General features: G+C 48.9%; 8 protein-coding genes. 1 reads left to right on the top strand and 7 read right to left on the bottom strand.

The genetic code is table 11. From position 1 onward, the window contains the following. Positions 1-2: 2 nt before the first annotated feature. Together LS482_RS10035 and LS482_RS10030 are read right to left on the bottom strand one after the other, a co-directional pair. On the bottom strand, positions 3-1076 hold the full coding sequence (locus LS482_RS10035; protein ID WP_233031648.1) for a glycoside hydrolase family protein: 1074 nt from the start codon (positions 1074-1076) through the stop codon (positions 3-5). Positions 1077-1144: 68 nt separating this feature from the next. Further along, positions 1145-4852 (bottom strand): DUF4450 domain-containing protein, encoded by a 3708-nt coding sequence (locus LS482_RS10030; protein WP_233031647.1) that lies wholly within the window; start codon positions 4850-4852, stop codon positions 1145-1147. A gap of 188 nt (positions 4853-5040) precedes the next feature. Here LS482_RS10030 and LS482_RS10025 point away from each other — a divergent pair, with 188 nt between their 5' ends. Continuing rightward, a complete protein-coding gene (locus LS482_RS10025) occupies positions 5041-6552 on the top strand; it encodes a sialate O-acetylesterase (RefSeq protein ID WP_233031646.1) in 1512 nt (503 codons plus the stop codon). 2 nt (positions 6553-6554) lie between these two features. Here LS482_RS10025 and LS482_RS10020 read toward each other — a convergent pair whose 3' ends face one another. The 5 genes from LS482_RS10020 to LS482_RS09995 are packed head-to-tail and all read right to left on the bottom strand — an operon-like array spanning position 6555 to position 20737. Continuing rightward, positions 6555-7475: an alpha/beta hydrolase gene (locus tag LS482_RS10020; protein ID WP_233031645.1), complete on the bottom strand. Its 921-nt coding sequence runs from the start codon at positions 7473-7475 to the stop codon at positions 6555-6557. Positions 7476-7527: 52 nt separating this feature from the next. Continuing rightward, positions 7528-8649 carry a glycoside hydrolase family 88/105 protein gene (locus LS482_RS10015; protein ID WP_233031644.1) on the bottom strand — a complete coding sequence of 374 codons (1122 nt, stop codon included), beginning with the start codon at positions 8647-8649 and terminating at the stop codon, positions 7528-7530. A 26-nt stretch (positions 8650-8675) separates the two neighbouring features. Then, entirely contained in the window at positions 8676-13202 is a 4527-nt protein-coding gene (locus tag LS482_RS21790; protein ID WP_367890600.1) for a rhamnogalacturonan lyase family protein, read from the bottom strand. A 54-nt stretch (positions 13203-13256) separates the two neighbouring features. Continuing rightward, entirely contained in the window at positions 13257-17966 is a 4710-nt protein-coding gene (locus tag LS482_RS10000; protein ID WP_233031643.1) for a cellulose binding domain-containing protein, read from the bottom strand. Positions 17967-18004: 38 nt separating this feature from the next. After that, the gene (locus LS482_RS09995; RefSeq protein ID WP_233031642.1) at positions 18005-20737 is read right to left on the bottom strand and encodes a glycosyl hydrolase; all 2733 of its coding nucleotides are present in this window, start codon (positions 20735-20737) and stop codon (positions 18005-18007) included. Between the last annotated feature and the right edge of the window lie 153 nt (positions 20738-20890).

The following is a 20890-nucleotide window of genomic DNA, read 5'->3' as shown; positions in this document are numbered from 1 at the left end:
ATCTATTTTATCTTAAAAACAAAGGATGTAGAAGTTCCGTATTTCCCGCCCTGGGCCGCTGTAAACAAATAAGCGGGTTTGCCGTTAACAAACAATACCTGTGGCCTTTCCAGCCGGCCATACCGCTTTAAATAGGACGGTGCGGGAGGTTCTGTCACATACGCCTTCAAAGGATGATAACCGGGTGAGGGTTCCTCCCAGTGAATACCATCTTCTGATTCCATATAGAGTCCCACATCGTCACTGAACACACCCATGTCCCTAGCAAGCATTCTGAACTTGTCTTTTCCGAGCCAGATAAAGGCGTCTTCAAATTGTGCATTACCACCCCTGACGGAAAAATCCACCACCGGGTTTCCTTCATATTTCACGTAAGGACCCTGTAATTGCTTTGCAACGGCCAGTCCGTATTTCCTGTTACCTCTCACCGCTTTTCCCTTTGCACGCTCATATTCCCCGGTATTCCACGATTTGTAGAAAAGCCAGTACTCCCCATTGGGGTGTTTTACAAAGGAAGGGTTTGTGGTACAGTGATCGTCCCATGCCCCGGGTTCGCCTGCTTCGAGCAAAGGGTCATCCGGACGCTTCCAGGGGCCGTAGAGTGAAGAGGCCGTGGCCAGCCCTATTCTCTTGGTATTGGTTTTCCCGTTGGAATTCCCCATAAAAAACAGGCAGTATTTTCCGTCCACATACCGGATATGGGGATTGTGACAGGTTGTGGCGTCCCAGTGATCCCCGCCCCGCGGGGCCAGCACCACACTAACAAAACGGAACGGCGCTTCGGGATTATCTGCCACGGCATGACATATTTCCGAATCATGTATCCACCCGCTCATGGATTCTTTGGCAGGCCACCTGGAGAAAAAAACATGAATCTTTCCGTCAGGCCCCTCAATAGGGCTATTACACCACACATAATATCCGTCCATTTGCAACCTTCTTCCTATAGGAACCAGCCTGTCTGCAAAACCGGTGTTTCCAGTTCCTGCAATTTCCGAAGCAGAAAATCCGATTACCGGCATCATAAGACCGGCGGAAAAAAGGGATGTACGATATAAAAATTCTTTTCGGTTCACAACAACTGTCTTTTGATTAAAAACCGATTACTGAAAAACCGGGTAAGCGTCAGTATTCGGTATCGTGTTCATTCTTTATTTCGTAACAGGGTTGCACTCATCAATCCTATTACCACATCATTTGCCACGGTTTTAATTTCCATCTTTTTCAGTTCTTTATCCGGATTTAACGGTATATCCAGCAGGGTTGCGGCTCCTCCGTCTATACCATAGTCCGTAAATCCTTTCACCGGGACATAATTATCAAAATTACGGGTGATCTCCCCGCTTTTCAGATAAACCCGGGGCGGTTTTACCTCCCCTGCGGTAAAGGCATAGTTATCTATAAAATAATCCTGTTCCACAGGCCACCAGTTTTCAGGGTTTTTTAACGGCAGTTCGGTGACAGAGCCATCTGTATACGTTACGGTCACCACGCCATTTACCAACCTGCTCTGCATGGGGTTGGTAGACCCGGCCATTATCAGGTAGAGCTGAAATGCCCTGCCTGAAAGCGGAATTTCCACACTTTCCGGATAGTTGTCCCACATCGAAGTGAAAACAATATTATCTTTTTCCCTGTTTCCCGGAGTGGCCAGAGGAATATGCTGCGGAGTTGTTATGGCATTGTCTGCCCCTGCTTTTTCCCGTAACCCGGAGTCATTGATATTAACTTCCACTTTCGGATAACACCAGTTTCCTATACCCTGAACAGGTAATTGCAGGGTAGGCGATTGGGGTCTTGGTGACAGGTATTCGTTTTTAAAGATATCGGTTACCTTACTGTTATACAATCCGGCAAGGTCTACCGTTTCCCACTTAAATGCCGAAGGTGCTTTTACATTCCACTCCTGTATTGTTTTTTTCACGGTTCTCCCTTCTTCGGACACAACTTCCACGACATTACTGCCGGGAACCAGATAGTGGTACGGAATTTTAAACTGCTTTTCCGAATTTTCAGGCAGTGCAATATCTTCTGTATACTCTCCTTTCCCCCGGTTTACAACCAGACGAGCCCGTATTGCTTTAAGCGCATTATTGCGCAGTGTAATCGCTTTATATTCTTTATTTTCCGCACTTTCCGCACCGAATATTTCAACATGGGGGCGGACAGAGAGGTCAAGAGGTTGCCACCAACTGAACTGCCCCTGTTTCAATTTGACAAAAACCGATTTTTCTCCCGATTTATCTTTGATTCCTGACGTCAGTTTTCCTTCGGAAAATGACGGGTTGTCCAGTATGTTTTGCGGATCGCGTATCTTCAATATTTCGGCGGGATGATAATCTATGACAAGCTGTTCCGTTGAAGTGCAAGGCCTTCCCCCTGTTGAGACGCACGGCCGTGCGTCTTTATCCGGGTAATCCTTTTTCAGGTTGCCTCCCTTCCATTCGATTGTAATATCATATTCAGATTGTTCCGGAGCAGTTATCTCTATGGCCGGGGCACCCACGGCCTGCTCATCTGTTGTCCAATCGGTTTCCCGTCCGTTTACGGTCACTGATTTTACGCCGTCTTTCATGGCCCGTATTCTGAGTTTCAGGTGCATTTTGGTACTAAACCGGGGAACAAGTGTAAATTGTTCCCGGTTTTCTGTCCTTTTATAATCGAAGGTAATATCCGGAACATCAAGCGAAGCATGGTCCCATGCCGCCGGGAACCCGGGAGAAACGGTCAACGTATCACTTATACCATCGGGCTGTATGCCGAAAAGGCCCTCTACCAGCGTGCGGCCCGTCATTCCCACAGGGTCTGAAAAATCGCGGTACAACTCGCCGCGCATGGCATCGTAAAAGGACAACTGCTGAAGTCCGCCGGGGCTGGCGCCGAGATACATGCTCTCCACAAGGGCACTTTCCCAGAGCCGGAACGCTTCTTCCGGCCTTCCTCCCTGCCAGTATGCCAGGGCAGTGTGCAATACCTCGGCCATGGCCACATTATTCACAGACCAGGTATAGGGTTGCCAGCTGGTTGTTGAAAGGGTATACAGGTCCTGCTTGTCCAAGCCGTTTGCCCGTATCGGAATATGCGGGATCTCCGTATCCACATACCGCAATAACTGCCAGGCGCGGAAGCGATCCGGTACCCCGGCTTCCATTGCATGGTAAACGGTCCATAACCCGGGAAAAGGGTGGAGCAATTTATTTCCCATAACATCCTTGTACTCTGCATACCGCCCCAGCTCAGGCATCCAGAGTTTTTTACTCATAGCATCATAAATGCGTTGCGCCTCTTTTTTATAGGGAGCCGGATCTTTCCCGATCCGCCCGGCCAGTTGTGCCATTGTCTTATTGGCCCGGTAGTTGTACGAAGACGAATGTGTAACGCCTCCCGCATTGTATTGCAGGGCATCACTGGCCCAGATAGAGGCATAGGCATCGTAGAGGCCGTCCCCGTCCGTATCAAAATTCCGTTTTTCCCATTCCAGGTGACGTTGCAGTACGGGCCACATTTCTTTCAGGAATGCTATATCTCCCGTCCACAGAAAATGGTCCAGCAGCTCGTCTATAAATACCAGGTTCATGTCGTAGTGATGTGCCCTGGTATTCTCATCCGGATTACGGCATATATATCCCCGACTGAACAGGGAAGTCCCGATTTCTTCCTTTTGACGGGCCAGGTTGAGAAGGGTATCGGCCACCACGGGTCCTGTGGCGGGTTCGATAACCTGGGAATTTGCATAACCGCTGAAATGCGTCCTTGCCCGGTCGTGCCATCCGAGGGGATCGGCAACATATGCGCCTCGCCAGCCGTTAAGGGGCATACGCCATGCTACGGCACCGTGACGGTATGCCGGGGCTTCCCAGATAGCATCTGCTGCGAATGCCAAAGCCCCTCCCAAAGTATTGATATAGGAGTTCGGTGTTCTTACTTTTATCCTTTTCGCGAGTTTTTGCCGGACTTCTTCGGCCTTCCGGAATTTTTCCGCCGGGTCTTCTTTGACCCGGATATTGTTGTCCTTCCCTTTTTTAATGACCCAATACAGGTCATTTTCATTATTTGCCCGGAGTGTCCCCGTAAGGACCGGGAGCGAAGTACTTTCTGAAGTTTTCAGTGACAAAGGAGTGTCCTGTTGTTCCGCATCGGCAAGGTGTATTTCCGAATTTTCGGGGAATACCCCAAATATGGCCTTATCGTTTTGGTGGTCTTTTTTATTGTATGCGGAACCGTAGTTCAGGGTAAACGTATTTTCATGTATGTCGTATACATTACCCTTGCAGTATTCAGGGTGAAGGTAAAACACGGATTCAGGATCGGCACCGATATCACCGTTACGGGAAAACTTCTTTCCGCTGGCGCCGCCATATGCCCATAAAACCCCCGTATCACCCGGAATCTCCTCTGGATTTATCTTAAGTATAAACCCTTCTTCATCAGCCAGGGCAAGTATCTGAAGGCGGAGGGCACCATCTCCCAGCAGACCGTCTTTAATTGTATAAAGCATACTCCCCGGACGGTAACGGGTGGCTATGGAATCACAATCGATAATCCATTTACTCTCTTCTCCCCGAATAATTCCCAATTTAAAATTTCCGCCCATGCCGGGCATGTACACGGCAAACTCGGGCAGGTCGCCGGCTTCTACCCTGAAACCGCTATTGGTACCGTACAAGGCCCGGTTGAACCGCCTTCTGCCACTTTGCAACACAAAATCCTCCCCGTCGGGCAGGTAATGCTCCTCACGTTCAGTATCGTGCCACCATTGATCTTCCGGGTCTTCTACATCATTCTGTTCTTTTTCAACACATGAAAGAAAGCTTAACCCCAAGAGTATAAACAATATCCGGATATTGCGCATAGAAATTCTGTTTTGCCCTTTACTTGCCCCGCAAGTTCTCCCTTTTATTTAAAATCCGTATCCTGTACAGTCCTGCTCCCGAACAGGAAACAACATCACAGTACAGGACAGTGTATTTCTTATATGTGTTTACCTTAGTGGCGATTTTAACTTTGTATCAAACAATTAACCGGATCAAATTTTAAATTATGAAACCTTTTTTCCTTTCCCTCGTGGTATTACTGTTCGTTTGCACTCCGCTGAAAGCAAAGATCAAACTTCCCGCACTTGTAGGAGATCATATGGTACTACAGCAAAATGCGGAAATCAATATCTGGGGATGGGCCGATCCGGGGGAAGCCATTACCATAACACCGGGATGGCAAAGTGAAAAAGTAAGCACTTCTGCCAATACGGAAGGAAACTGGAAAGTTACCGTCGCTACTCCCGCAGCAGGCGGCCCGTATGAAATTGTCCTGGAAGGAAAAAACAAAATCACCTTGTCTGATGTTCTTTTGGGTGAAGTGTGGATATGCTCCGGACAGTCCAACATGCACATGCCGGTAGGGAAATATGAAGATTCGTGGAAAACGGGAGTAATGAATTATGAAAAAGAAGTAAAAGAAGCCGATTACCCTCAAATCCGGCTTTTTACCGTAGCCCTTAAAACATCCGATTCTTTGCAAAATGATGTGGAAGGGAACTGGCAGGCCTGTTCTCCTGAAACCGTGTACGGTTTTTCTGCCGCAGGCTATTTTTTCGGAAGGGAAATACACCAAACCCAAAATGTCCCCGTGGGACTGATCACTTCCGCGTGGGGAGGAACACCGGCCGAAGCCTGGACAAAAAGAGAAGTTCTGGAAAGTGATCCGGATTTTGTCCCTATACTGGACCGGTATGAGGAAAAATATGACAAGTACCAGGCCGAATTAACCAAATACCAGGCGCAAAGCCGTAAAGCCGGTCCGGCTAATACCCGGCCGGAAAAGCCCAAACCTCCGCAGTACAGCAAAGCACCTTCACTTATTTACAATGCCATGGTCTACCCGTTGCTGAATTATACCGTCAGGGGCGTGGTCTGGTACCAGGGTGAAAGTAATGCGGAAAGGGCACACCAGTACCGCAAACTGTTTCCGGCCATGATAAAAAACTGGCGAAACGACTGGAAACAGGGTGATTTTCCATTTTATTTTGTCCAGATAGCACCACATCGCGGACAAAACCCGGAAATCAGGGAAGCCCAGTTGTTGAGCATGAAATCCGTACCCAACACCGGAATGGTGGTCCTGACCGATGCCGGAAATGCACAGAACATTCATCCGCTTAACAAACAGGTGGTGGGCAAACGGCTTGCGCTTTGGGCAAGGGCCCAAACTTACGGGGAAAAAGGACTTGTATATTCCGGTCCCATCTTTACGCATATGAAAAAAGAAGGTGAAAAAATCAGGCTGTATTTTGATTATACCGGGTCCGGACTGGTATGCAAAGGCGATTCCCTCACTCACTTCACTATTGCTGAAAAAAACGGGGAGTTTTTGCCGGCAAAAGCGGAAATAGAGAATAATACCATTGTAGTATCGAACCCGGAAATAAAAAATCCGGCAGCCGTACGCTTCGGATGGGAAAACGTACCGGAACACAACCTGTTTAACAAAGAAGGGCTACCTGCTTCACCCTTCAGAACAGATAACCGGCCCGAAGCTACTTACGGAAAACAATGACGTTACAGCCAATCGTTCATTTGCAGCCATTTTTTTAAGGCTTCCGGCCAGGTGGACTCGGTATTGTCCGATCTCCCCATACCGTAACCATGGCCGCCTTCGGGATAAACATGCATCTCGGCCGGAACTCCGTTGTTTTTTAATGCCAGGTAATAACGTATGCTGTTCTCTACCGGAACCGCACCGTCATCAGAAGAATGCACCAGGAATGCAGGCGGTGTATCTTTTGTGATCTGAAGTTCGTTCGAAAAACGCTTCACCTGGTCCGGGGCAGGATTTTTCCCGATCAGGTTGGTCCTTGAACCCTTATGTGTAATCTCCGGGTCCATGGAGATCACGGGATAAATAAGCATGGAAAAATCGGGCCTGGCACTTGTCGTATCTTCCGGTTCGTATACTTTCTCCGAAAAGTGCGTGGATATGGCAGACGCCAGATGACCTCCGGCAGAAAATCCCATAACCCCGATCCTGTCCGGGGCGATATTCCACTCCGCAGCATTGCGACGGATGATTCGGATGGCTTCCTGCCCGTCTTCCAGCGGCCCCACGCTTTTGTCTTTCATTATGGCATCGCTCGGCAATCGGTACTGCAACACAAAGGCTGTAATCCCCATTTGATTGAACCATGCCGCAATATCACGCCCTTCGTGATCTATGGCAAGACGGGCATAGCCTCCTCCGGGGCAAATCAGAACAGCTGTTCCGTTTGCCCTGCCTTCAGGAGGAAGAAAAATTTCCAGCAGGGGATCGGTCACCTTACTGATACGGGGAGATTTTCCGTTATTGGCGTATACAGTCTCCTTTTCGTAGGCAGGATTATCAATAGCCCCGGGAATAGTCTCCGGCCAGACTTTTACGGTTGTGTTCTGCCCCTGGCATATTGCTATGGAAAACAATGTAAAGAGAATGGAATGAATTTTCATAGTTCCGTTTTGTTCATAAAGATATATAATTACCTTAAATCATATATCGCTGCTATTCTTCCAATTTATACACTTCACTTCCGGCCAGTAAAAAACATCCGAGTCCGTAGTCTTCAAAATCGGGCACCTTGGTGTGACTGAGGGGCTGTCCGTCCTTAGGTTCTTTCCCGGTGGATTGTACATATCCGAGGAAACCATTGTCGTGCAGACTGTCGTCTATCATGGCGTCCCATCCCCTGAGCAGGGCGGGAAGGTAAGTGTCCCTGTCCAATATACCCTGGTTTACCCCGTAGGCCATACCGTATACGAACATGGCTGTTCCGCTAAGCTCTTTCCCACCGTAATTGGTAGGGTCGTGCAAGCTTACGTTCCAGAAGCCGTCTTTACGCTGTATGGGCAAAAGGGCCTTCATCATGGCCTTGAAATCGTTGAGATACTGCTCGCGGTGGGGAGCGTCTTCCGGGATAATGTCCAGCACCCGTACCAGGGCAGCCACCACCCAGCCATTTCCCCGGCTCCAGTAGCAGTCTTCACCGTTGGGTTCTTTATAAGGAGGTGTAAAATCGGCATCGCGCCACCAAAGGCCGTCTTTTTCATTGAAAAGTCCGTTTTTACCATGTTTGTTGCGTGTGAACATATACATTCGGTACATTTTTTCGAAATACCTGTCGTCATTTTCCAACACACCCATTTTGGCCAGTACGGGCATTCCCATTTGTATGGCATCTATCCAGGACCAGTCGTCATTCTGGGGGGTATTAAGCAACATCCCGGTCTGTGCCCTGGTATTTTTCAGTTTTTCAGGATCGGGGGAAAGGTTATAGAGATCGATGTAAGTCTGTGCCGCACAGTAGTTATCGGCATTGCGGGTAGTGTTCCCTCCGCGGAAACCCCATTGGTGAAAATCGGCCCAGTCTTTGGCATATTTGTAGTATTCATCTCTCGGGTGGATGGTGTACAATGCCATAAGACCTTCGTAATAAACTGCACGTGTCCAGATATGACTGGGACGCTCCTTGTTGGTAATTATGGTCTTTCCTGCGTCCGGCCACTTTTTCATAAAATACATGTTGGCCCGTTTCATTTTCTCCAGTACCACATCCCTGTCCGGAAGGGTCTGTGCCTGCATCACTCCGGATATTCCCGCTACGAGTATACATACTATTTTCTTCATTTAATTGCTTGTTTTTGGTTTTATGACTAATTTTTTACCACTTTTCGGGTGATTTCCCCGTTTCCGTTTTTTATCTTGACAATGTAAATCCCGGAGGACAGGTTTTGTGACGGAATCTGATAATTTTCGCCTTCAAAATTGTATTTGTTCAACAAATGACCGGAAAAACTGTACAGGTGAACTTCGTTTTCCTCACCTGAATTTTCCCCGAGACGAATACGGATGTAATCGCTTACGGGATTGGGATAGATCACTGCCTGATCTGTTTCATCAAGATTCGCGGACTTTTCTCTTTTGCTTGTCACCTTCAGGGTTCCGTTAACATAAAGTTCCGAGCTATCCCATTTCAGGGCGTGTCCCGGAGAGGGAATGATTTTTTTAAATGTACCCTCGAAATCAGCGGCCTGAAATACCTTAAAGCTGTCTCCTTCCCTAAATTGCACCCCTCTTTTGCTGATTTTCAATAATCCCCCGCAAAACAGGGTGTCACTCACTTCCACAATATCGGTATCTGCAGCAGCGTGATCTATATCTATTTCTGTTCTGGCATTGTCAGACAGGTACAGGTTCCTTCCCAGGGTTAATGTTCCTTTTTCCCTTCTGCCCCCGGGAAAGAGCTTTGCGCCGTTTTGTACGATGAGGTTTCCTTCTACAGTACCGTTACCGGACAGCGAGGCATTCCCCGAAACGATCACTGCACCGCTTCCCGTAGCACTTCCCGTAGTGTTATTCACAACAAACTCTCCCCCTTCGACCAGGGTTCCCCCGGAGTAGGTACCGGCATTGGTCAATGTCCAGGAGCCCGAACCTGTTTTTATGATCCTTGTTTTCGCTCCCGATCCCTTGAATGCCACATCACTGATGGTCCCGTGAAAAAAGGCATCGCTGTTTTTGCCCCCAATTTTCCAGGTGGTTACGGTATTTTGCCATCCTGCTGCCAGGTGTGATGATGCCGGGCCTGACAGTTCGCCTACCGCTATGGTATCGTTGGCGTCCCGCCGATAGACCATTTGTATATCCTCTGTAAGTTCTATGGATGCCCCTGCATAACCTCTATCATTTCCCAATATCAACCAGCCGCCGTCACTGTCTGCGGTAACACGGATATTTCCGGTAAAGCCGGACCAGTCGCCCATCATTTCGGAGCGTATCCAGGGGGAGTACAGATGAAGGTCCCCGCCACCGGTAAGTTTTCCGTTAAAGGCGCAACGGCCGTCCAGTTGCCATTCGGCCTGTTTTCCCGCCGGGACTTCCACATCCCAGGAAGCGGAACTATAGGAATTATTCCCTTCGTGCATGCTGAGGACGCCACCTTCCAAAACCACGGTACCTTCCCCGAAACCGGAAGAGATCGCCTCTTCCGATCCGAGATGGACATTCCCTTCCTTTAAAACTGTTCCTCCTGTATAGGTGTTTTTCCCTGTGAGTTGCAGGGTTCCGTCTCCCTTTTTGGTCATTTGCCCTGTTCCTTCGAGGCTTCCGCCTATAGTTGCGGTTATTCCTGAAATGACATCGAGCGTACTGTTGTTCATACCGAGAGTGATTCCGCGATCGGTTGCCGAAGTTCCGGTAAATTCCACAGTCCCGCCATCTATCACGATATTTTCCGCTTCTTTCCCTGCAGCACCCAGCGGCCCGGGCGCACCGCCGTCGGAAAGGGATTCCAGTACAACTATTCCTTCCCTGATCACTGTTGTTCCGGTATAATCGTTATTGCCGAGTATTGTCAGCCTTCCGGTTCCCGATTTTTCGAGTCCGCCGGTTCCGCTGATACTTCCTTCACCTTCAAAAGTATAATCTGCGGATGCATTTACGATCATTTTATCAACCGGTAAAAAGCCCGTGGTCTTTACATTGGTATGTGGTATTCCTCTATCGTCAAAAACTACGGTGTCGTTCGGAGCAAACAGGGCTGTAGTATCGCCGTTAAACCAGTTGTAACTTTCCGCCAGGTCCCAGATATCACTCTCATTACCCCGCCAGTATACGGTGGTGGGATTCCGTACCCATTCCACTTCCATAACGATGGCACTACCCGTATCCATAAGGTTGTGTTTTATACCGGGAATTCCCGTCACTTCCATATTTTCAATACTCCCATTGTAATTGCCGGTATATTCCAGCAGGGTATAGGTTCCCGTGTTTAGTCCTTCATCCAGGACATTGATGCTGAACACCGTATTGCCCTGTATATCCACATCGCCGTTCCACACTATTTTGTCATTATTTCCTCCGGGGTTTTCAGAAAGGTCAAAGGAAAAAGTTACATCCTTGGCCACAACGGTGTTGCCGTTTACGGTCAATGTCCCCGCATTACCCACTCCTCCGGGGATGACTTTTGTTCCCTGTTGTAAACTGAGGTCCTTATCCAGCATGCCACTTCCTCCTATTGCGGCATATTTCCTGACCAATACGGAGCTTTCGGAGAGATGTCCGTTTAGCATGAGTGTTCCGTCCCAAACGGTTGTGGCGCCACTATACGTATTGTCATTGTTCAAAGTAAGCATCCCGGAGCCGTTCTTTATCAGTTGCATGGTACCGGAAAGGGTTCCGGACCCGTTAAAAACATAGTCATCCGGGGCATTTACCGTTACTCCCGAAGGCCGGATATCGCCAACAAGTTCGACGGCGTTTTCATTGTTCCCGGAAATGTCGAATAGCACCTCATCTCCCTGGCTGAACACCGAAGTACTGTCATTCCACACCCAGTTTGAAGAAGATTCCACATCCCATACCTCACCGCTGCTCCACCGCAGTTTGTTGTTACTTATAGGCGACGGTGGCGGGGTTTCCATTCCCGTTCCGATATAGAAAGAAGGGTGTGGCGGCTGATTGTATGCTACATTTTGCCAGGCGATAGCTACGCGGTACTGCGGATCGTGCATCAGGGTGTACATTTTCCGGGTTGACACTTCCGGGTTAATATAAATGCGCAGTGCGGTATTGTCTGAGGTACGAAAAATAACCTCTTCCCTCCAGTCGCCAAAGAGGTCGGCCTGCAGGGACGGATTGGCTTTTGTACCGTTATTGGAACTGCAACCTTCTGCTGTAAAAACGGTTCCTGTCCCGTATTTGGAGATGCCCGTTCCGTCCAGGAGCTCTCTTTGCAGGTCATCATCCCACCAAATGGCGTGGTTAATGGACGGCGTATCGGTGTGTACCTGTTCACCTTCCGTATTGTAAACCCCCAGACTGCTGGAAGCCCAGAATTCGGCCCCGATATGGGTGGAATCTATATCGGCAGCAAGACCCCTGCCCACATCCGTATTTTTTTTGTGTTGCCAGATAATTTCACCGGTACGGGCATCGCGAAAGGTAACGCCGTCCACCTTGTTTTCATGGGGCATAAAGACTTCAAGCCCGGGCCTCTCGGGATCAAGGTCAGATACATGCAATGCATCGCCATGTCCCAACCCGGTGGTATACAGTCCTGTCCCATCATCATCTACTGTCATGGAACCGTATACGATTTCATCCCGGCCATCACTGTCCACATCGGCAATACTGAGGCTGTGATTACCCTGCCCCGCATAGCCTTCATTCTCGGGATCGTCGGAATCGAATACCCATCGTTGTGTGAGCTGCCCGTTTTTCCAGTCCCATGCCGCCAGTACCGATCGTGTGTAGTATCCTCGGCACATGACCAGGCTCGGATGTTGTCCGTCGAGATAGGCTACCCCGGCCAAAAAACGGTCTACGCGGTTCCCGTAATTATCTCCCCAGTCATTTACATTTCCTCTTGCCGGCACATAATCGGTAGTTGCCATTGCAGCTCCTGTTTCTCCGTTAAATACGGTAAGGAATTCCGGGCCTTCGAGAATACGCCCCGCACTGTTCCTGTAATCGGCATTGGGATCACCGATTACATTTCCTTGTCCGTCTACGGTAGCATCCGCAGTTTTACAGGTCACTTCGGCCTTGCCGTCACTGTCCAGGTCATACACCATAAACTGGGTGTAGTGTGCTCCGGCACGGATATTCCGTCCGAGGTCTATCCGCCACAACTGTTCGCCTTCCAAGGTATAAGCATCCAGGTACACATTCCCGGTATATCCTTCATGGGAATTGTCGTGTGCATTGGTAGGGTCCCATTTGAGTATAACTTCATACCGGCCGTCACCGTTCAGATCGCCTACACTGCAATCATTGGCCGTATAGGTGTATGCTTCGCCATCCGGCGTGGTCCTGCCGGGAGGGACCTGAAGAGGTATCTCAAGGTGATTCTGCTGCCACACGTTTACGGTTTCCGAAGGTTCCTGTTCTTCACCGTTTATGACGGGTTTTATGTAATATTCGCCATCGGATGCTGTACTGTCCACATAATTGGTAGTTTGTGTAACGGGTGAATCATTTTGCAAGACACCATCGCGGTAAACGTTAAAGGCTGTCGAATCGGCATCACTTCCCAGTAATCTCCAGGCTACATATACCTGTTCCGGACCGGTGCGAACGGCTACCAGCCCGCGGTTGAGGTCTTCCATCCGGTGCTGTCCGTACATGCCGGATATTCCTGTCAAAAACAGGATAAACATTATTAAGTAATTTTTTTTCATGGTTTTGGGTTTTTACACTCCTCTCCCTCCCTTGAGAGGGATGATCGGGGCGGGTTATTTTTTAATTATTTTATGTGTTGTTGTTTCCTTCCCGTTTTCTATCTCGAGGATATAAATTCCGGGAGGGAAGCGTTGCAGGTCTATCAAGAATGTATTTTGTTTTACGGCCCGGTTATGCAGTAACCGTCCGGACCTGTTGAACAACCTTATGTTTCCGGCGTCATTAATATCATTTAATTGTACGCGTACGTGATCCCGGGCCGGATTGGGGTAAACATAAACCTCCTGCGTTAGCTGGTTATTGTCTGCTGTTGTTTTCAACGATGTTTCGGAATTGTTATTACTTCCGGGTTCGGTACCGTAAATCAGTTCTCCCTTGTAATACAGCGTAATGTGTTCATTTTCGGCAAAAGGTGCTTTAGGCAGGAAGGAATGGTCATCGCTTTCGTCAAAAACACTCCAGTCTGCCTTGGCAATACGATACTGTATTTCCCCGGAACCGCTCAGGGGATACAATTGCCCTGCCGAAGGATTAAAATTCAGTTTAAAATAAGTATCAGCCCCAGCTAATATCGTATCCGGTTTAACGAACGTAGCTTCCATATTGCCGTTGCCGAGTTCTGCATAATCTATCCAATAATCAAGGGGTGAATTTCCTTCGGCCGTAAACCAGTAACGCAGTTCGAGGTCACTATAATCCAGGGGGATATTTCCTTCATTACGTATTTTTATATAAGGATGTATGGTATTCGTATTGGTATTCCCGTTCCGGTTTTTGGAATACACCTTCAGATCGGTAACAGGGGTTTGCTTCCCGGGTTCTTTTCCCCAAATTAGTTGCCCATTACGGTACAGGGTGATCCGGTTGTTTTCCGCATAGGTTTCTCCCTGCTGATACGAATAATCCCCGGTTTCTACAAAATCCGTCCAGTTTTCCTTGGCCAGCCGCGATTCTATGACGCCTGTCTCTTCACCGGCTTTGAGCCCCCCTATGTTTTCAAAATGGTACTCCACATAACCGAAAGCCCCGTTATGTGGTGTTTCGAGGGGATGGTATACTGCGGAAATATTCCCGTTACCCGGTCCGGCATAATCGATCCAGGCGTTTATCCCGGCATAATCTTCGGGAGTGAACCAATAACGGACAGAGAGTTCTTCATAGGGAATGTCAATATCATCCTCATTGACAATCCGGAAGAATGGCCTTATTTCATTATCCCCGGAATTCCCGTTATCCCCGTCGCGATAAGTTATTTTAACGGGATGCCCGTCTGCCCGGGCCCGGATCTCTTCCTGTGTCAGGGCATAATTGTAGAGTTTTACCTCATCCATAAGGTCGCGATAGGGTTTATTTTCGGGTGAATTGCCCAGTAACAGAGGAACTGCCTTTCCTATTGTCCCTGTAGCATCGGTTTTTTCGGCAATTTTCACCCCGTCCATATACAAGCGTATCTGGTCCGTTTTGGTATCCCTTACGGCAACGATATTCTTCCACTCGTCGGTAAACAGGGGGTGGGAAGCACTGTTGGTTACGGAAGCTGAAATATCGGTTTTTGTCCGGCCGTCGTCAATGGCAAAGGTCAACCTGCCATCGCGCAACTGAATGCCATACCATTTCCCGGTACCGGACTCAAATGTGCCTTTATGCATCAAATAGCAATCTGTTCCGTAGGCATAGGTGTCTTCCGGAATTTTTACCCAGAGGGAGATCGTGAACGAAGTATTTTCAAACACCAGGTGATCGGCATGGGGAATTTTTATGGCCGCCGTATCGGAAGGTTCACTAAACCGAAAGGCATTGCCCGACATCCCCGCTTCCCAGACCGCTTCCGGAAAACCGGTTACCGTTCCCTCGTGGGCATAATAGGCAGCATCTGTCACCCGTAATCCGGATGTTTCATCCATCTTCCAGTATCCTACCAGCCCTTTCGGGGCCGTAGTGCGGAATGTCCAGGTAGCTCCGGTGGTTGTCCCTTCAGGGCCAATGGCATCTACCCGCCAGTAATAATCGGTATCCCTTTGCAGGTTCTGAAAGGAAAAAGCGGGACTGTCCACACCGGTTTCCCCTGCAAGTGACATATTTTCCTCGTCGGTCCCGATATAAATTTTATAAGACGTTGTGTTTACACCCCCTGTCCAGGTAGCTTCAACATTTTCTTCGAACCCTTCCAGCACAGCATCTTCGGAAGGATGGGGGGCCAACGGTTTGAGCGGTGTCGGGTCTGTCTGGTACAATTCCAGTATTTCCTGTTCACTTAAACCGTAATTAAAAATCCGGAATTCATCGAGCTGCCCGCGGAACGGAGTGTCCAGGTTACTGCTGTTCGCAATAATAACCGGGGCCTGCTGCCCTATATTTTCCTCCGTCCTGTCGGTAGCTTCGTTTATCAAAACACCATTGCGGTACAGCCGGAGCACATCGGTTTCCCTGTCCCTTACCGCTACCAGGTGTATCCATTCACCGGTAAAAAAGGGACCGGCATCGACAGATAGCTGTGTCTTGGTAATGTCATCATCCACGGCAAAGCGGATATCCCCGTCCTTCACCTCAATACCATACCAGCGCCCCGTGGCGCCCGAAGCATCATCCCTGTTAAAAGTACCCTTGTGAACGAGGTAGGACTGATTGTCCTGTGAAGAGGATTTTAACCACATGGATATGGTAAACGACTGTTTTCCCATATACAGATGATCCCGGTGCGGTACCCGGATGTGCGACGATGTTTCTCCCGTATTCAAATCCACTGCCCTGCCCACCTTACCTTCGACACGGTCGTAACCCGGAACACCATTGATCTCCGCATGGTTTGCATAGGAAGAACTATCTACGACCGAAGCACCACCATCCTCATCCATAAGCCAGGCACCTGCAACACCTTTCGGGAAATAGGGAAGGGTAGTAAAAGACCACACACTGCCCGTAGTCGTTCCCAGTTCGTTGGCGGCATCTGCACGCCAGTAATAGGTAGTGCCGGATTGCAGGGTATCCGCATCGTAAAACGGATCGGTAAGCGCAGCCACCTGTTGCAGGCTATCCGGATGCGAAGACAGGTATACCGTATATGCATCGGTGTTTTCGCTGCCTGTCCAGCTTAGCCGGAGCCCCGTGGTATCCGCATATATGGACTGATCTCCAGGCGCAGGAGAAACGGGAGCGTCCGGCACCGTAGGTACCGGGGTGGTCTCCACATCCAAAGGTGTGGTATAAACCGAAGAAAACGCAGCATTATAGGCACGAAGGCGATAGCGGTACATTGTGCCCGGTTCCAGTTCGTTGTCCAGATAAGTCATGGCATCTCCGCCCAGGGTATCCAGTACCTGATAGTTTGTACTGTCGTCCGATCGTTCGATGACAATCCCGGTGGTTCTGCTGTCATTGTTCTTCCAGGTGAGCCCGATCCCGGTAGTAGAAACCGAATCGGATGCCACCCCGGAAGGCGGGCGTAAAAAATCAGGAGCCGGGGTTTCTGCCAGGTTGTTGATATACACCTCGATATTCGCATAACCTTCTGCATTGATCTGCATGGCATCCGAAGCATTTTCGGGATTGAGTCCGTTAGCATTCTCCCAGGTATCGGGAATTCCGTCGCGATCGGTATCCTGCAGAGCCGGCGCACCGAAAACTTCTCCCGGTCCCTGTGTCGGTAAGTCCATTTCATCGGATATCAAAGCTCCCGAGACCCCGATAGAGGCCAGTTCAGTGATCAGGAAATCATCTACCGGATCACGGCGGGGGTAGTTGGCCCCGGCATTTTCCATGACGTGACCGAAAGTTTCTTCTGCCGTAAACACCTGTGCCGGCATGGGATAGTCATAAGGTGTATCGCGAAAAGTAGTGATCCCCTCATATGCCGAAAGCGGAACTTCATAACCGTCGAGGACACCGTTAAGGTTATCGTCATAATAGTTCCCTTCCACATAAGGGATAAAAGTTTCCGTACCCCGGGTAAACGGTTCTATGGTGGTGCTGGGTCCTTTGACCAAATAATTGTTGATAATATTCACAAAGGAATCCCCGGCAGAGCCTCCCATAATGTATCCGCCTCCTCTTCCCCAGTTATAGACCACATTATTTACAAACTGGTTGATCCCTTTCACTTTGGGATTACGGGTATTATTATCAATATAGAGGTTCCTGTAAAGGCTTACCTTCCCGGAGGGTTCGATCAATCCGCCTGCAGAGTGGGTTTCGAGGCCCTGGGCTATAATACAGTTCTGTATGGTGATACTATCGGCATAACGGGTAATGGAAAAGGTTTCATCGCGTCCCCAGGACGCTGAAACATGGTCGAAAATAATGTGTTTCGCATCATCGGTAATCCCGACCGCATCGGCCCCGCTGGTCCCAATCCTGCCCATGCGCATGCGGAGATAACGGATAATGGAATTACTGGCCTGGGTATATGAAAATCCGTCGCCATAGATAACAATGCCGTCACCCGGTGCGGTTTGCCCTGCAACCGTGATGTTTTCGGAAACAACTACGCGGCTTTTCAGACGTATCACCCCGCCCACTTCAAAAACCACGATCCGGTTGGGTTGACTCACCGCGTCCCGGAACGATCCGGGTCCGGAGTCATTGAGGTTGGTTACAATATATACCCCGCCAAAGCGTCCCCCGGTTGCATAACGGCCGAAACCTTCTGCTTCCGGAAAAGCCGGTGTCTGTGAAAAAACAATATCCGGAATACTCCATAACGTGAGCAGGACAAGCCATAATAAAATATTTGTCCTTCTGTTCGAAAAAATTTCAGTAGTAATCATCGGGTCATAAGTTTGGTTGATTTATGTATGGTGTGGGTTTACCTAACAGACAGCGGAACAAGCAACACAGGCCCCAAAAGCCCCGAAGGCATGGGTTTCCACTTTGCCGCATCAAATTTTTTGTAATTCCTGTTCACAATATTGGCATTGTAAAATATCTTCCATTCCTCGCCGCGCAGTTCCATGTCCCGGACGCGGTTGGCAGAAAGGTTGGTCACTGCTATTTCAAGTTTATTGTTTTGCTCCTTCAGTGGCCCGGTCTCCAACTGAAAGGGTACGGACCACGCACGTCCGATGTACTTTCCGTTCAGCCATACCCTGGCACTTTCCCGTACATCACCCAGGTTCAGTTGCCAGTTTTCTGCCTTATCCTTCGGACTGTCAAATTCAATGGTATATTTTGCCGTACCGGAAAATGCTTCATATTCCTGTCCGTAAGCTGTCCAGGAACCCGGTTTTTTTCCGGAAACGGTACCTGGTAGCGAAGGGCCTCCCTTTTCAAAGGAAATTGTCCATTCACCGGGCAGGGGGTATTCTTGTCCTTTTTCATAATAGGTCCAGGGTATTCCCCCGCTTTTGTCTTCCGAAGTTTTCAGGAAAAGACTTTCTCCCGGTTCCATATCCACCCTTACCCCGGTGTACTCTCCCTGTGGTGTTATTTGTGCAGATCCGGTCTTGCCGGTAAGCGGGTCCATTATTCGTACCCCTGCGGTTTTTGTATGGATCGGGATGATATCATTTACAGCTTTATCGGTATGGTTGACAAGGTAGTAGATTTTTTCACCCTCCTGATTTCTGCGGATAAACTTCAATCCGTATCCGGCCAGTTTTTCCGGGCGGATACCGGCACGGTTCAGCTTTTGGGTGATTTCACCTCCTGAGGCTGTTTCAAGCCCGTTTTCCGAGATAAGTTCCCGGAGTTTTTCATTTTCTTCTTGATAGTCTTTTAACCCGGGAACAGATTCGGGCACCCCGAGGAAAATAACCTTGCCTCCCCGTTTTTTAAGTGTTATGAGTTTTTTGAGCGTAGTGAGGGGCATCTTACTGCAATCGGGTACTACGATGGCTTTATATTTTCCTCCGGGAAGCTGAATCTCCCCTTTTTCCGTTATAGCAGCGGCTACAAAACGGTCGGAAATAAAGTCGACCATATACCCGTCATCCAGTAAAGTATTGGCTGTTTCATAAAAGGATGTTCCATGCAGCCATTGGTTGAGATCATGTATCTTGAACTGAAAGAAACGCGACCCGCCGAGGGTTTTCCCCCAGGTGTCGTATACGGGCCAGTACAGCAATACATCATTATCGGCTTCCCCGGCCTGTAACATGGACTGGCAACGGGCAATATAGGAGAAAAGCCCGGGGGCATCTTCCCAGATGGTAGTGTTGGGATGAAAGTTGACCGACGCATAAAATTTCCAGCCAGGCCACGATGCCCTTTGCGGAGCATAGGTAGTACCGTGCAGGAAGATGTGGTTGACCCCGGCCAGAAAGAGTTCCTCTGCCTCGGGTTTACACTGCGATAAAGCGGTTTTAAAATGTTCCCTCAGCCAGGTAAATGTCTCTGAAGAAACCAATGGCTTTCCGCCAATATGTGCGGCAGAAGAAGCAAATTTCAACATGATCCTGTCTGCATCGCCTTCACGTATATCGGATTTTTCCCTGCGAAAACCCGGAATGTCAAATGGCATGGAACCGAAGGTCTCACACTCGGGAATATCGGAAGCGGCATACAGATCGATAAGGTTCCCGGGAGAGCCGTGGGCCTGGAGTTTGGTCTTGTATTCTTTAGTATGTGCCCAGCCGGTCCATCGCCCTGCAAAATTGTCCAGTAAAATATCGGAAATGGTTTCCCGGTAATCGCTTTTAACCCGGTCCCCGGTTTCATCCGGCATCGTATCAAGTAATTGCGGAAGATATGAAGCCAGGTCGTACCCTCTTCGTTTTTTAAACGATTCAAAAAAACCGGGGGTATAATCTGTTCCGTAAACTTCGTAGCTATCGTTAAAAATGGCCCTTATATCTCCTTCCATCCCCTTCAGAGCCTTGTCATAGGGCTGTGTGTATGCATCAAAAGCCTCTTTTGAATAATGGTCCAGTGTAAATCCTTCCCCTCCGGGTGCGGCCCGTTTTACCTGCTGTCCTGTTTTGTCATTGAAAACTGCATACAGGGTATAGTGGTGGTCACCGGCTTTCCAGTAGAGGTGGTTCCCGTCCAGGTTGGGGGTCAGGTCGCTGTATTTTTCACCATCGGTATAGGCAAAGACATATTGTAGCTGTGCCAGTTTGTGTTTTTCGATGTTTTCAGGTTCTATTTTTTTGTCGAAGGTTTCTCCCGGGGCGAGCTGGTATTTCCGGAACGTTATCCTGGTAGCGGCATGTTCCGGTGCTACCTGCGGTCCCCCGTAGGGCCATCCCGTACCCATGACCATATCTACACCCATTCCGAGGCTGTCGGCCACCTTTACGGTATACTTCAGCATGCTGACCCATTCCGGGGACAAATGGTCTATAAAGTTTTTTTCCTCGCCTTTCACCCCGTAAATGGGAGTGATCTCCACACCGCCAATTCCGGCTTTATGTAATGCTACGAGATTTCGGCTTATGTTTTTCCTGTCTACGGCGTTGCCCATCCACCACCAGCGGGTCCAGGGTTTTGCTACCGTATAATTTTCCGGCCATTCCGGTTTTTCTCCGGGGTGCTGCTGGGAAAATACACTGTTGAAACAGCACAGTAAAAAACATATAAAAAAGGAAAGGATTTTTGACATTACACAAAATTATTTTTCCGGGGTTTTCCCAACATTCGGCACACTAAATTACAGCCTCCCCGCAAAAGTCGTATCCTGTACTATCCTGTGCAAACCGTCATAATCAAGCAGCACACAAACAGTACAGTACAGGATACTTCACCAGTGATATCT

Origin of the sequence: Sinomicrobium kalidii (assembly GCF_021183825.1) — a bacterium.
Lineage (GTDB): Bacteria > Bacteroidota > Bacteroidia > Flavobacteriales > Flavobacteriaceae > Sinomicrobium > Sinomicrobium kalidii.
Note: the sequence above shows the minus strand (reverse complement) of the source record. Positions and strands in the feature narration are given on the sequence as shown.